The organism is Vibrio sp. KMM 9700 (assembly GCF_058545285.1).
In genome coordinates this window covers 477115-491378 of the sequence record NZ_CM178589.1, presented here as the reverse complement: position 1 = coordinate 491378, position 14264 = coordinate 477115, and the positions used below count along the sequence as shown (strand labels likewise).

Annotated in this window: 12 protein-coding genes, 1 riboswitch and 1 other annotated feature; of the genes, 11 read left to right on the top strand and 1 reads right to left on the bottom strand. The window is 41.7% G+C overall.

Annotated features, from left to right (window positions below; all coding sequences use genetic code 11):
- The first annotated feature begins 478 nt into the window (after positions 1 to 478).
- Entirely contained in the window at positions 479 to 1495 is a 1017-nt protein-coding gene (locus AC2VOY_RS02220) for a porin (protein WP_491832012.1), read from the top strand.
- Between the two features lie 152 nt (positions 1496 to 1647).
- Entirely contained in the window at positions 1648 to 2952 is a 1305-nt protein-coding gene (locus AC2VOY_RS02215) for an inosine/guanosine kinase (protein WP_491832011.1), read from the top strand.
- A 134-nt stretch (positions 2953 to 3086) separates the two neighbouring features.
- Here the strand turns inward: AC2VOY_RS02215 and AC2VOY_RS02210 are convergent, their stop codons facing one another.
- Positions 3087 to 3500 (bottom strand): H-NS family histone-like protein, encoded by a 414-nt coding sequence (locus AC2VOY_RS02210; protein ID WP_491832010.1) that lies wholly within the window; start codon positions 3498 to 3500, stop codon positions 3087 to 3089.
- 630 nt (positions 3501 to 4130) lie between these two features.
- Positions 4131 to 4351: riboswitch (Lysine riboswitch) on the top strand.
- 105 nt (positions 4352 to 4456) lie between these two features.
- On the opposite strand from AC2VOY_RS02210, the gene AC2VOY_RS02205 reads away from it, so the two are divergent.
- The 9 genes from AC2VOY_RS02205 to hisIE all read left to right on the top strand — a co-directional run bounded on the left by AC2VOY_RS02205 (position 4457) and on the right by hisIE (position 14210).
- The gene (locus tag AC2VOY_RS02205) at positions 4457 to 6034 is read left to right on the top strand and encodes a Na+/H+ antiporter NhaC family protein (RefSeq protein WP_491832009.1); all 1578 of its coding nucleotides are present in this window, start codon (positions 4457 to 4459) and stop codon (positions 6032 to 6034) included.
- 278 nt (positions 6035 to 6312) lie between these two features.
- Positions 6313 to 6439: a sequence feature (His leader region), on the top strand.
- 96 nt (positions 6440 to 6535) lie between these two features.
- Complete coding sequence (hisG, locus tag AC2VOY_RS02200; protein WP_491832008.1) at positions 6536 to 7432, top strand: ATP phosphoribosyltransferase; 897 nt, start codon at positions 6536 to 6538, stop codon at positions 7430 to 7432.
- Positions 7433 to 7436: 4 nt separating this feature from the next.
- Positions 7437 to 8732 (top strand): histidinol dehydrogenase, encoded by a 1296-nt coding sequence (hisD, locus tag AC2VOY_RS02195; RefSeq protein WP_491832007.1) that lies wholly within the window; start codon positions 7437 to 7439, stop codon positions 8730 to 8732.
- Positions 8733 to 8830: 98 nt separating this feature from the next.
- Positions 8831 to 9871 (top strand): histidinol-phosphate transaminase, encoded by a 1041-nt coding sequence (gene hisC, locus AC2VOY_RS02190; protein ID WP_491832006.1) that lies wholly within the window; start codon positions 8831 to 8833, stop codon positions 9869 to 9871.
- A gap of 160 nt (positions 9872 to 10031) precedes the next feature.
- Complete coding sequence (hisB, locus tag AC2VOY_RS02185; protein ID WP_491832005.1) at positions 10032 to 11132, top strand: bifunctional histidinol-phosphatase/imidazoleglycerol-phosphate dehydratase HisB; 1101 nt, start codon at positions 10032 to 10034, stop codon at positions 11130 to 11132.
- Entirely contained in the window at positions 11133 to 11753 is a 621-nt protein-coding gene (gene hisH, locus AC2VOY_RS02180) for an imidazole glycerol phosphate synthase subunit HisH (RefSeq protein ID WP_491832004.1), read from the top strand.
- Positions 11754 to 11977: 224 nt separating this feature from the next.
- Entirely contained in the window at positions 11978 to 12715 is a 738-nt protein-coding gene (gene hisA / locus AC2VOY_RS02175; protein ID WP_491832003.1) for a 1-(5-phosphoribosyl)-5-[(5-phosphoribosylamino)methylideneamino]imidazole-4-carboxamide isomerase, read from the top strand.
- Positions 12697 to 13470, top strand: coding sequence for an imidazole glycerol phosphate synthase subunit HisF (hisF, locus tag AC2VOY_RS02170; RefSeq protein WP_491832002.1), 774 nt, complete (start codon positions 12697 to 12699; stop codon positions 13468 to 13470). Before hisA ends, hisF begins: the two co-directional genes overlap by 19 nt.
- Positions 13467 to 14210, top strand: a complete 744-nt coding sequence (gene hisIE / locus AC2VOY_RS02165; protein ID WP_491832001.1) for a bifunctional phosphoribosyl-AMP cyclohydrolase/phosphoribosyl-ATP diphosphatase HisIE — start codon at positions 13467 to 13469, stop codon at positions 14208 to 14210. Before hisF ends, hisIE begins: the two co-directional genes overlap by 4 nt.
- Positions 14211 to 14264: the final 54 nt, after the last annotated feature.

Sequence of the window (14264 nt, the reverse complement as noted above, 5' to 3'; positions counted from 1 at the left end):
TTAATTTAATCAGCATAAGATATTAAAACACTGTATTTTTAACAAATTTTACAGTTTGTATTGCTGCTTATTTACAATTGTACATAATTTTCACAATCGTTTTGCTTGGTTACTAAATCCTTGTTTAAATTACGTGAATTATATAAATAATTGAAATATATAGAATTTTTAAAAGTTCAATAAAATTTTGGAAAAATTTGACATTCTCATTCAGCTGCTGCATCTTAAATCTGTCTTCGCAAGGAAACAAAAATTTCACATGATCGCCATTTATTTTCTAAATGTGTGATCTTTATGTGAATGAAGTGTAATGCGAGGTGAGTGATTGAGCATCTGGATACAATTTTGTTTACATCGAATGTAATTTTCTTACGCATTAGTTGTAAATGTATCCAAGTTGTGAAAACTCAACTGAATATAAAAACAATACTTTCGAATGGACTCCCACAGGGATGATTTAAAAAGGCAGTGGATTAATATGAAAAAAACATTATTAGCTCTTCTAGTTGCAGGGGCAGCAACAAGTGCAAACGCAGCAGTAACAGTTTATGACAATGGCGGTGTTTCTATTGACGTAACAGGTGCTGCAGAAGTACAAGTTTATAAAGATTATGGTGATTCACCAGATACAGATATTCGTATTGATGACGGTGATCTTGGCACCGTTGCGAAACTAAGCATCAATGAAGATTTATATGCAATTGGTGGATTCGGCCTGTATTTCGAGGATGATGATGTAGGTAGTGACGAAGCATATGTTGGTTTCGGTTCAGAAACTTACGGTGAGTTTACTATTGGTCGTCAATTGTTAATTTCTGATGATGCTGGTATCGGTAAAGATTATGAGTTTGGTACTGGTGGTGTTGACTTTGTTCAAACCGAAGGTGATGAAACATATAAATATGTATATGACAATGGTACTTTCTACTTCGGTACTTCAGGTCTAGTTAGTTCTGATAACGGTACATACCTAAATGATTCAAACCAAGAAATTGATGTAACAGGCAGCACTGAAATTTATGATGCTCGTGTTGGCTACCGTGTAGCAGGCTTAGATGCACGTTTCTACTACTACACAGGTAAGAACATTGCAACTAGCTTATTCGATGTAGAGAGCGGTGATCCAGGTGTTGATACAGATGTTTACTCTTTAGAACTTGAATATCAATTAACAGATGCAATTGGTCTTGCTGGTTCTTGGTCTAACATTAATTATGAATCTTCGGTTGATTCATCTCAAGAAGTTGAAGCTGATGTTTATCAAATTGCAGCAGATTATCAATGGAACAACACCAACTTCGCAGCAGGTTGGAACTTCTGGGATGAGACCAAAAGTTCACAAGAAATTGGTGAGATTGATGCACGTACATACTATGTAACAGTGACACAGCGTGTTCACCAGTTCGCTAAAGTTTATGCGGAAGTTGGTTACGACGATGATGATAGCCTAGATGAGAACGTAGCATACCTAGTTGGTATGGAAGTTGCTTTCTAATCTGACTTAACTTTTATTCAAAAATTTAATTCCTAATTTTCTTTTTTGCACTGATCGAAAGGTCAGTGCTTTTTTTTATTGTTCATATTTCAAGAACAAGTTAAAATTGTGACAAATCTCTCATAAAGTCACTAACTATACAGATAACGCATATGAAATTTCCCGGTCAACGTAAATCCAAACACTATTTTCCTGTTGATGCGCGCGATCCGCTCGTGGTGCAGGCACAAGAAAAGCAAGGAATCGCTAAAACTCATATCATAGGAATTGATCAGACCTTAGTTGATATTGAAGCGCATGTTGACCAAGATTTTATTGAAAAATATCAGTTGAGTAAGGGCCACTCATTAGTTATTGACGAAGAAAAAGCTGAAACCTTATATCAAGAACTTAAGCAAAAAGAGTTGATCACAGGTGAATTTGCAGGTGGTACAATCGGTAATACTTTACACAATTACTCTGTGCTTGCTGATGATACTTCTATTTTGCTTGGCGTGATGAGTAAAAATATCCAAATTGGTAGCTATGGCTATCAATATCTCTGCAATACTTCAAGCCGCATGGATCTTAACCATTTACAAGGTGTAGATGGCGCAATTGGTCGCTGCTTTACGTTAATTAGTGAAGATGGCGAGCGTACCTTTGCAATCAGCGAAGGGTTAATGAACCAGCTTTCACCCGAAGCGATCCCTGAAGAAATCTTTGAAGATGCCTCAGCATTAGTTTTAACCGCTTATTTAGTGCGTTGTAAAGAAGGCGACCCGATGCCAGATGCAACTATGCGCGCGATTGAATATGCCAAAAAATATGATGTGCCAGTTGTCTTAACGCTTGGCACAAAATATGTGATTCAAGATGATCCTGAATACTGGAAAGACTTCTTAAAAGAACATGTCACGGTTCTTGCGATGAATGAAGAAGAAGCAGAAGCTTTAACTGGTGAAGTTGATCCACTCCTTGCCTCTGATAAAGCATTGGATTGGGTTGACTTAGTCCTTTGTACCGCTGGCCCAATTGGTCTTTATATGTCGGGCTACACAGAAGACAGCGCAAAACGTCAAACGAGTCTGCCATTACTACCAGGTGCGATTGGTGAATTTAATCAATATGAATTTAGTCGCCCGTGTTTAGGCCGTACGTGTAAAACGCCAACAAAAATTTATTCACATATTGCGCCATATATGGGCGGCCCCGAAAAAATTAAAAATACCAACGGTGCTGGTGATGGTGCTTTATCTGCATTACTTCACGATATGGCGGCCAATAAATACCATAAATGGAATGTGCCTAACTCAAGTAAACATAAGCATTCATTTTTAACTTATTCGTCATTATCACAAGTGTGTAAATATTCAAACCGAGTGAGTTATCAGCTTTTATCGCAATACTCGCCTCGTTTATCACGCGGATTACCTGAGCGCGAAGATAGTTTAGAAGAAGCATATTGGGAAAGATAAGTAAGCAATAAGGAGAGGGCGCCCAGTGCGCTTTTTCTTTGGACTTATAATTTTTAAATGCAGATTTACTAAATAAGAGACAAAAAAAAGGTTGCAGGCTAAATTAGCTGCAACCTTTTTTTGGCTTTCTTGGATTAGATTAGGAAATCATTTAGAGATTGACCTTTATCTAATGCTTCTTGGATAACAGAAGGTGTACGACCTTGACCAGTCCAAGTTTTACGCTCACCATTTAGCATATATGCATATTTAGCTGGACGTGGTTGACGTTTCTTACGTGTTTTAGTTTTAGTTTCAGTACCGCTAAGCGCTGCAACTAAATCTTCAAGATCGATTCCATCTTCAGCAATTTTCTTTGCATATTCAGCAAGTTTTGCTTCACGCTCGGCTGCTTCTGCTGCTTCTTTTTCAGCTTCTGCACGACGCTCTTCAATCACTGTGCTTAATTTGCCTTGAAGTTCTTCAAGCTCTTCAAAAGTAAACTCTTCGCGTGCCAATACACGTAGGCTACGGATGTTTAGTAGTGTTGCTTTTTTAATCTCAGACATTTTAATTCCTCGGAATATTATATTTGTGTCATGCTCTGTTGGGTTAATAATAGCTTTAATGAAAATAATAATGCAAGCTTAATATTCTATAAATTGATTATTTTAACAATTAATACCCAATTTTGTTAAAATATGACTTAAGTTTAAATAACCATAACAAATATATAAGTAATTATAGGTATAGCAATAAAAGATTAATTGTTACGCAAGCTAGGTAATCAATTTAAGCAGACAGCACTTAGCTTTAAAAGTTTAAAAATTATCAGAGTGTAAACGTTTAGATAACAATTTAGCTTTGTTAGCAATTGTTTTCATTCGCATCTTTATATCATACATAAGCACGCGGAGGAGTATAAATACTTAGGTTTTTGGTATATATAGCTTTCAAGCAAAAGTATTAGTCGTTTTATTTATATATTAAATGCCATATGTATTATTTTAAGCCCAGTTTAATCATTAGTCATCGGATCGCAGGGGCGAAAGGGGGCGATTTGACGTTTTTTTGCACGCTCTGATGGGTTTTTATTTACAAGCGCATAAAAAACGAGCAAAAGGTCCACGTGAGGCTTGTTATTTTGAATTTCATCACTACAATGTGCCCAACTTTGCTCAAACGCTATATGTGTTTGGATGAAGTGTAGAGGTGCGGAGTTTAAGAGTCGTTTATGTGAGGGTGATGCCGATGACCATAAATAAAAGGAAACTTCGCCGAAGCATACCACAGTATCAAATGTGCTTGCTGGGGTTACATTGAATAAGTGTAACACTGCCATAGTCGATAACCTGTCTATCTGTTATTTCGGATATATACTAAGTTATCTAGTTTTTTACTATGGAGCGCTACTGTAAGCATAAATAAGCGGTAATGTTTTATTTATGCATGAAACCTTCTTTTCGGCATTTGCCAACTTGCTTTTCATACAGTAGATCTCTTACCAAATTTGGTTTTGACGATCATGAATTTAGTCGATTTTTCTACATCTTATTACTCTTTGTTTCCAGCTGCACTCGCACTGACCCTCGCTATTGTAACGCGTCGCGTCTTATTATCGCTTGGCTTAGGGGTTGTCCTTGGTGGTTTACTTTTAGCTGATTTTTCGTTATCGAATACTGTTTCTTATGTATCAAGTAAAGTATTTGCGGTATTTGTTGAAGATGGCGCGATTAATGCTTGGAATATGAGCATTGTTGGTTTCTTAATTTTACTGGGCATGATGACGGCTTTGCTCACGCTTTCTGGTGGCACTTTTGCATTTGCTAACTGGGCGCAAAAACGCATCAAAACGAAACGTGGCGCAAAATTACTCGCAGCCTTCTTAGGTGTGTTTATTTTTATTGATGATTACTTCAATAGTTTAGCTGTGGGTTCGATCGCGCGTCCGGTCACAGATAGATATTATGTATCACGCGCAAAACTTGCTTATATTCTTGATTCAACAGCAGCGCCGATGTGTGTATTAATGCCAGCATCAAGTTGGGGCGCATATATCATGACGGTTATCAGCGGTATTTTAGTTTCTCATGGTTTAACCGAATATTCACCGCTTGGTGCATACATTGCGTTAATTCCGATGAACTTTTATGCCATCTTTGCTTTATTAATGGTGTTTGCGATGGTGATTTTCCAAATGGATATCGGCCCAATGCGTAAACATGAAATCGAAGCAAGCCAAGGCATGGGCTTTGAAGATGACGATTTAGGTGATTTACATGAAGAGTCTGATATTGAGCAAAGCCAAAAGGGTAAAGTTTCGGATCTGATTTTACCTATCGTTGGTTTGATTATTGCAACCGTTGCTGCGCTGCTTATTTCTGGCGCAGAAGCGGCAAAAGCTGCCGATGTGGAAGTGACAATCTTCTCCGCATTTGAAAACACAGATGTAGGTTCTTCACTTTGCTATGGTGGCCTTGTAGGTCTTGCATTAGCACTCTTTACTGTATTTAAGCAAAAACTTCCGCTATCAGACATTGGTAAAACATTATGGATTGGCGCAAAATCAATGTTTGGCGCAATTCTAATCTTAGTCTTTGCTTGGACCATTGGTTCTGTGATCAGCGATATGCAAACCGGAGCTTACCTTTCTTCTTTAGTTGAAGGAAACATTAACTACCATTGGCTACCTGCATTGCTATTTATCTTATCTGGCATTATGGCGTTCTCAACGGGTACGTCTTGGGGTACCTTTGGCATCATGCTCCCTATTGCAGGAGATATGGCGGGCGCAACAGATCTTGCATTGATTATGCCTATGCTTGGCGCTGTGTTGGCAGGCTCTGTATTTGGCGATCACTGTTCACCAATTTCAGATACAACTATTTTGTCATCAACCGGTGCGAAGTGTCACCATATTGACCACGTCTCGACGCAGCTGCCGTATGCACTTGCTGTGGCGCTTGTCTCTATTTGTGGTTACATCGCACTTGGTATGAGCGGCTCGCTTGCAATCGGCATGGGTGTTGCAGTGGTAAGCTTTGTTGTGGTTTGTTTTGTGATGAACATGATGTCGAAGTCAAAAATGCAAAAAGCTGCATAGTAATTTAAGCGTTAAAATCGTTTAGCTGAAAGGGGAGGCCAGTGTGCTTCCCTTTTTTTGGCTTAGATTTAGTTAGCAAGCTAAAAATAATTCTTGAAATAGCACTTTTCTTGAAAATTTAGCTTGAAATTTGATGTTAGCTTGGTTAATGTGAAGTTAAGCCAGAGCAAGCCTGAAAGGATATTTTGGCAGTTTCAAAATTAGAAAGTGCATATGGCACACCATTTAAAGTAAATGACAACAGAGACTAAGTTTTATATGCGTACATTGATTAACATCCATCACCATCATCATCCGATAATATCTTGCGGGTGAGTGGCTGTGCGCATCCGGAAGAGAGTTAAGCTTCCGGCATAAAAAGTTTTTTAGACCCCCGGAAGCATATACTTTCGGGGGTTTTTCTATATATAGCGTTTAAAAAACAAGCATTCTGTTGAGATTTATAGCAATAAGATTTAAAACAACATTTAATTAATAAAAAGACTTGGGAAAGGAATCAAGATGACTACACAAAGACTACGCATTGCCATTCAGAAAAAAGGCCGTTTAAGCAAAGAATGCCAAGCGATTTTAAAACAATGCGGCATGAAGTTTAACCTAACCGGTGAGCGTCTTGTGGTGCACAGTGAAAACATGCCAGTTGATTTATTACTCGTGCGCGATGACGACATCCCTGGCCTCATTATGGACGGTGTGGTAGACCTTGGTTTTATTGGTGAAAATGAACTTGAAGAAGTGCGCCTTGATCGTAAATCACAAGGTTTAGCTTATGGCTTTAAACCGCTACGTCGTTTAGATTTTGGTGGTTGCCGTCTCTCCATTGCAATCGACAAAGATTTGGAATACAAAGGCGTAGAAGACTTACGCGGCAAGCGTATCGCATCGACTTATCCGCACCTATTAAAAGCTTATATGGATGAGCAAGGCGTTGAGTTTTCAACTTGTGTGCTAACGGGTAGTGTTGAAGTCGCGCCACGTGCAGGGCTTGCCGATGCAATTGCTGACTTAGTTTCAACCGGTGCAACCCTTGAAGCCAATGGCCTGAAAGAAGTAGAAGTTATTTTCCAATCTAAAGCAACCCTTATCCAACGTGAAGGCATGCTAACAGATGAGCAAAATAAACTGATTGATAAGCTGCTCACTCGTATGCAAGGCGTGCAACAAGCCAAAGAATCCAAATACATCATGCTGCACGCGCCAACAGATAAACTTGAAGCGATTAAAGACTTGCTACCAGGCGCAGAAGATCCAACTGTATTGCCGCTATCTAGCGAGAAAAACCGCGTTGCTGTTCACTTAGTAAGTAGCGAAACATTATTCTGGGAAACCATGGAAGCGCTAAAAGCTCTTGGCGCAAGTTCTATTCTTGTTCTACCAATTGAAAAAATGATGGAGTAAGGCGATGCGTAGTGTTGTATGGGAATCTTTAAGCGAGGCGCAACAGCGAAGCGTTTTGGCGCGTCCTGCAGTGAATGCGGGCGACTCTATCCGTGAGATCGTTTCAAAAATCATTACCAATGTGAAAGCGCAAGGCGATGAAGCATTAATCAGCTATGCGGCAGAGTTAGATAAAAAGCAAATCGACTCTGTGGTGATTGACCAAGCGCAAATTGATGCCGCATGTTCACGCCTTGGCAGTGAGATTAAAGCTGCGCTGACGGTGGCGCACCAAAATATTACTAAATTCCACCAAGCGCAAAAAATGCAGCCTTTATCTGTGCAAACTCAAGAAGGCGTCACCTGTGAGCTTGTCACGCGCCCAATCAATAAAGTTGGTTTGTATATTCCTGGTGGCAGCGCGCCATTGCCATCAACGGTTTTAATGCTTGCGATCCCCGCGCAAATTGCCGGTTGCCGTAAAGTTGTGCTTTGCTCACCTCCGCCAATTGCTGATGAAATTTTATATGCTGCGCAATTATGTGGCGTTGATGAAGTGTATCAAGTTGGCGGCGCACAAGCCGTTGCGGCGATGGCTTACGGCACACAAAGCGTCACCAAAGTTGATAAAATTTTTGGCCCTGGCAATGCTTTTGTCACCGAAGCAAAACAACAAGTGAGTCAAAATCACGGCGGCGCAGCAATTGACATGCCAGCAGGGCCTTCTGAAGTGCTTGTGATTGCTGATGAAACGGCGGAGCCATCATTTATTGCTGCGGATTTACTTAGCCAAGCTGAGCACGGTCCTGATTCACAAGTTGTGCTGCTAACGCCATCGCCTATGATTGCGGATCGCGTTGCGCATGAAGTGCAAGTGCAGTTAAAGCAACTTTCGCGTGAAGATATAGCGCAAAAGGCGTTGGGCTCAAGCTTGATTGTGTTGACTAAATCTATGACTGAGTGTATTCAAATCTCCAATGACTATGGTCCTGAGCACTTGATTGTGCAAACCCAAAACCCACGTGAATTGCTGCCAATTTTAGATAATGCTGGCTCGATTTTCCTTGGTAAATGGTCTCCTGAATCTGTCGGTGATTATGCATCGGGCACTAACCACGTCTTGCCAACTTATGGTTATACCAAAACTTATTCAAGCTTAGGTCTGGCTGATTTTTGTAAGCGCATGACAGTGCAAGAGTTAACGCCGCAAGGTTTGCTTGATCTTGGTCCAAGTGTTATGACGATTGCTGACGCTGAAGGTTTGGATGCACATAAGCGCGCGGTGAGTATTCGTTTGGATGAGTTAAAAAAGACTCAATAATTTATTGGAATTGATGTGCTTATTAGCATGGAATGTTTTGTATCACCGCCTTTACATCGACGATATAAAGCATTTCATGCTATATGAAAGGATGAAGCATGAAAAAATTAGCTAGACAAACAGTCCAAGATTTAACCCCTTACCAGTCAGCACGACGTCTTGGCGGCAGCGGTGATGTATGGCTTAACGCCAATGAATCTCCATTCGATAATCAATATGAAATTGCAGCCAATAAGCTTAATCGTTATAGCACTTGCCAACCAGACGCTATGATTGAAGCTTATGCCAAGTATGCTGGCGTGCGTCCAGAGCAAGTCTTAACCTCACGCGGCGCCGATGAAGTGATTGAGCTTTTAATTCGCGCATTCTGTGAGCCCAACCAAGATAGTATTTTATATTGCCCGCCAACGTATGGTATGTATGCAATTAGCGCACAAACTTTTGATATTGCGCAAAAAGTTATCCCACTAACTTCTGATTGGCAACTTGATTTAGATGCGATTTATCAAAATCTGGATGGGGTTAAAATCTGTTTTGTATGTAGCCCAAATAACCCAACGGGTAACTTAATTAACCAAGATGACATCGTTGCGCTGCTTGAAAAAACGCAAGAGCAAGCCTTAGTTGTGGTTGATGAAGCTTATATTGATTTTTGCCCAGAAGCCTCAACGGTTGCGCTGCTTGATAAATATTCAAACCTAGTGATTTTACGCACCTTGTCAAAAGCCTTTGCGCTTGCTGGCCTGCGCTGCGGGTTTGGTCTTGCCAACCCTGAAGTGATTGAAACTTTACTTAAGGTGATTGCGCCATATCCTGTGCCTGTGCCGGTGGAAGATATTGCGCTGCAAGCGTTAAGTGAAGCGGGCGTTGCGCGCATGAAGTATCAAGTGTTAGAGCTTGCGGCAAATCGTGCTTATTTAGCTGCGGGTTTGTCTATGCTGGATGGTGTGAAGGTATTTGAATCTTGGGGTAACTATTTACTGATTAAGTTTGCTGATGCGGATCTTGTTTTTTCTAAAACTTGGGATAATGGCATGATTTTACGCCGTAGTCCGATTGATAATTGTATTCGTATCTCGATTGGCTCTCGCGATGAGTGTGAAAAAACCCTGAGCTTTATTAGAGAGTTACTGAGTTAATTTGTGAATTGATATTGATAAGCTTGGGGGTGTTTGTATCTGCGCAGCAAAAATGTCGGCGCACATGGATGTGCGACGTATAGCGCCCATGGATGGCTTGCAGCGGTTTTGCGTAGTCGATATAAATACCCCTAAGCTAAAAAGAAATTAAAAATTAAACATGCAAAAGGATAGCATTGTGAGCCAGAAAATTTTATTTATAGACAGAGACGGAACCTTAATTGTTGAGCCGCCAGAAGACTTCCAAGTAGACCGCCTAGACAAACTAAAACTCGAACCACAAGTGATCCCATCACTTTTAAAACTGCAAGATGCAGGGTATCGTTTGGTCATGGTCACCAACCAAGATGGCCTTGGCACAGATAGCTATCCGACCCAAGATTTTGAAGCGCCGCATCAAATGATGATGGAGATCTTTGAATCACAAGGCGTGAAATTTGATGATGTCTTGATTTGCCCACACTTTGAAGAAGATAACTGCAGCTGCCGTAAACCAAAACTTGGCATGGTTAAAGATTATCTACAACAAGGCAAGGTTGATTTCAAACAATCTGTTGTCATTGGAGACCGTCCAACGGACTTACAACTTGCTGAAAACATGGCGATTCGCGGTATTTTATATAACCCAGATGCAGCCCAAGAAGATGCCTTAAACTGGCCGCAAATTGTGGCTGATCTCACCACTTCCCCGCGCATTGCAAGTGTCACCCGCACCACCAAAGAAACCGACATCAATATCAAAGTTAATCTTGATCAAACTGGTGGCAACCAAATCCACACTGGGATGGGCTTTTTTGATCACATGCTTGATCAGATCGCAACTCACGGCGGTTTTCAAATGCAAGTTAAGGTCGATGGCGACTTGCACATTGATGATCACCACAGCATTGAAGATACCGCATTGGCGCTCGGTCAAGCACTAAAAGAAGCACTCGGCGATAAACGCGGCATTGGTCGTTTTGGCTTTAGCTTGCCAATGGATGAGTGCTTAGCTCAATGTGCGCTGGATTTATCTGGTCGTCCTTTCCTTAAATTTGACGCAGAATTTAAGCGCGAGCAAGTCGGTGAACTGTCGACAGAAATGGTTGAGCACTTCTTCCGTTCACTCACAGATACATTAGCTTGCACGCTACACTTATCAAGTGCTGGTGAGAATGATCACCACATCATTGAAAGCCTATTTAAAGCCTTTGGTCGCACGCTGCGTCAAGCAATCAGTGTGCAAGGGGATGAGCTACCAAGTAGTAAAGGGGTGTTGTAAATGGATGCCAAACAAACCAAAGTTGTCATTATCGATACAGGTTGCGCCAATGTGTCATCTGTACGTTTTGCGATTGAAAGACTCGGTTACGCTGTTCAAGTCACAGATGACAGAGCGGATATCCTAAGCGCAGATAAGCTTTTCTTACCCGGTGTTGGCACTGCAAGTGAAGCAATGAAAAACCTTGATGATCGCAACCTGATTGCATTGATCAAAGAAGTCAAACAACCGATCCTTGGGATCTGCCTTGGGATGCAACTTCTTGCTGAGCTTTCAGAAGAAAACATTCAAGGCAAAACGAGTAATGTGCCATGTTTAGGCATTTGTGATGCACATGTTTTAAAACTTGATACCAAAGGCTTGCCACTGCCTCACATGGGTTGGAATACGGTAAAAGTTATCGACAATCACCCGCTATTTAACGGCATTGCAGAAGACAGTTATTTCTATTTTGTGCATAGCTATGGCATTCCAGCAGGGGATTACACTATTGGTCAAACCACCTACGGACAAGGCTTTAGCGCTGCGATCCAAGTGGGTAATTTCTATGGCGTGCAATTTCACCCTGAGCGTTCAAGTAAAGTGGGTGCGAAATTAATTGAAAACTTTTTGAATTTATAAGTTTTTTTTGAAATTTATAGCGAATAAAGAACTTCAACATAGGGATCTGGCAATAGGTGGAAAAAAAGTTAAAACGACAGGGACGTCGTTTTCAAGCGCATGGATAGCGCGGCGCCTTTTTTGGAACCTATGCCAGATGGCTATGCGGCTCAAGATTTTGATATAAACATAGTTAATTGTTTACTCAAAACTTAAGTCAGATACAAAATTATTAAGGACAAATAATGATCATCCCAGCATTAGATCTCATTGAAGGCCAAGTCGTGCGCCTATATCAAGGGGATTACGGACAAAAAACCGAATACAAAATCAACCCAGCAGAGCAATTTCAAGCTTATCAAGAAGCCGGCGCGACTTGGCTTCACCTTGTTGATTTAACCGGCGCCAAAGACACCAGCAAACGCCAACTTGATTTAATCTCAGAGCTACTACACAGCACCAGCGCAAATATCCAAATTGGTGGCGGTGTACGCACCGAAGAAGACGTCGCTTCACTGTTGCAAGCCGGTGCGCAACGTGTGGTGATTGGCTCAACCGCGGTGAAATCACCAGAGATGGTCAAAACTTGGTTTGAACGCTATGGCGCAGAAAAATTCGTTCTTGCACTAGACATTAACATTGATGAAAACGGCGTGCGCAAGGTTGCGATTTCAGGCTGGCAAGAAGACTCAGGCGTGACCATTGAAGCCCTTATCGACGACTACCTCACCGTTGGTCTAAAACATGTGCTATGCACAGATATTTCCCGTGATGGCACGCTACAAGGCTCAAATGTTGAGCTTTATCGCGACCTGTGCACGCTATATCCACAAGTGGATTTCCAATCTTCAGGCGGCATTGGCTCATTAGATGACATCGCAGCATTAAAAGACACTGGCGTTGCTGGCGTGATTGTTGGACGCGCATTATTAGATGGCAAATTTAGCGCCAAGGAGGCATTCGCATGTTGGCAAAACGCATAATCCCTTGTTTAGATGTTCGTGATGGGCAAGTGGTTAAAGGGGTGCAATTTCGCAACCACGAAATCATTGGCGACATTGTTCCACTGGCTAAACGTTACGCAGAAGAAGGCGCAGATGAGCTAGTTTTTTATGATATCACTGCCTCAAGTGATGGCCGTGTGGTCGATAAAAGCTGGGTTGCGCGCGTGGCAGAAGTGATTGATATTCCATTTTGCGTAGCAGGCGGGATCAAAACAGCGAATGACGCAGCAAAAATATTGCAATATGGCGCAGATAAAGTCTCGATTAACTCGCCAGCATTGGCGCATCCTGAGCTGATCAACGAACTGGCAGATAAGTTTGGCGTGCAATGTATTGTGGTCGGGATTGACTCTTATTTTGATAAAGACACAGGTAAATACCAAGTTTATCAATACACAGGTGATGAAACGCGCACCCAAGCAACTAAATGGCAAACCATTGATTGGATTAAAGAAGTTCAATCACGCGGCGCAGGTGAAATCGTACTCAACATGATGAACCAAGATGGCGTGCGTCAAGGCTATGACCTAAAACAACTTGAAACCATGCGCGCAGCTTGTCAGGTGCCTTTGATTGCATCAGGCGGCGCAGGTGAAATGGTGCACTTTTATGATGCCTTTGCAAAAACCAATGTCGATGGCGCACTCGCAGCTTCAGTTTTCCATAAGCAAGTGATCAACATCGGCGAGCTAAAAGCTTATCTCAAACAAGAAAAGATTGAGGTGCGTGTATGAGCCACGAAACAGAGAAAAAAGGCTTAACCAAGCAAAAAGAGCGCGCCAATATTGAACCGCGCGCAATTGCGCCGCAAACCTATGAAAAAGCAGCGATTGATGAGTTAATCGGGCAGCTTGATTGGGAGAAAGTCGATGGCATGATGCCGGCAGTGGTGCAAGATATCCGCTCAAGCCAAGTGCTGATGCTAGGTTATATGAATCAAGATGCACTGGTGAAAACCATGCAAGCAGGCTTAGTCACTTTTTATTCACGCACGAAAGATAGACTTTGGACCAAAGGTGAAGAGTCGGGCAATTCACTAAACCTTGCACGCATTAGCTATGACTGTGACAAAGACACGCTGTTAGTGCTCGTTAATCCAATTGGGCCAACTTGCCACACTGGCACCACCACTTGTTTTGATGCAGGTGCGGTGAGCGAGATAGAGAGCCAGACGAGGGCAGATGTCCCGGATCTGGTTTGGCTTCATCAATTGGAACAGCTATTGGCTGAACGTAAAGGCGCGGATGCAAACACCTCTTACACCGCCAGCCTCTTTGCCCGTGGCACCAAGCGTATTTCGCAAAAAGTTGGCGAAGAAGGGCTTGAAGTCGCGCTTGCGGCGACGTCGGGCGACAAGGAAGAGTTAGTCTGTGAGTCGGCGGATTTAGTTTATCACTTGCTAGTGTTGCTCCAAGAGCAAGATCTTTCCCTTGGGCATGTGATTGATAAATTAAAACAAAGACATTCTAAATAAGTGTTTATCGATTGAATAATATAAGGGAGCTTCGGCTTCCTTTTTTATTGTCTA

Bases quoted from the DNA above. Each gene is read 5' to 3' on its own strand.
- hisH (WP_491832004.1), top strand. From the start codon at position 11,133: ATGGATGCCAAACAAACCAAAGTTGTCATTATCGATACAGGTTGCGCC.
- hisF (WP_491832002.1), top strand. From the start codon at position 12,697: ATGTTGGCAAAACGCATAATCCCTTGTTTAGATGTTCGTGATGGGCAA.
- hisA (WP_491832003.1), top strand. From the start codon at position 11,978: ATGATCATCCCAGCATTAGATCTCATTGAAGGCCAAGTCGTGCGCCTA.
- AC2VOY_RS02205 (WP_491832009.1), top strand. From the start codon at position 4,457: ATGAATTTAGTCGATTTTTCTACATCTTATTACTCTTTGTTTCCAGCT.
- hisC (WP_491832006.1), top strand. From the start codon at position 8,831: ATGAAAAAATTAGCTAGACAAACAGTCCAAGATTTAACCCCTTACCAG.
- hisIE (WP_491832001.1), top strand. From the start codon at position 13,467: ATGAGCCACGAAACAGAGAAAAAAGGCTTAACCAAGCAAAAAGAGCGC.
- hisD (WP_491832007.1), top strand. From the start codon at position 7,437: ATGCGTAGTGTTGTATGGGAATCTTTAAGCGAGGCGCAACAGCGAAGC.
- AC2VOY_RS02210 (WP_491832010.1), bottom strand. From the start codon at position 3,500: ATGTCTGAGATTAAAAAAGCAACACTACTAAACATCCGTAGCCTACGT.
- AC2VOY_RS02220 (WP_491832012.1), top strand. From the start codon at position 479: ATGAAAAAAACATTATTAGCTCTTCTAGTTGCAGGGGCAGCAACAAGT.
- AC2VOY_RS02215 (WP_491832011.1), top strand. From the start codon at position 1,648: ATGAAATTTCCCGGTCAACGTAAATCCAAACACTATTTTCCTGTTGAT.
- hisB (WP_491832005.1), top strand. From the start codon at position 10,032: ATGCAAAAGGATAGCATTGTGAGCCAGAAAATTTTATTTATAGACAGA.
- hisG (WP_491832008.1), top strand. From the start codon at position 6,536: ATGACTACACAAAGACTACGCATTGCCATTCAGAAAAAAGGCCGTTTA.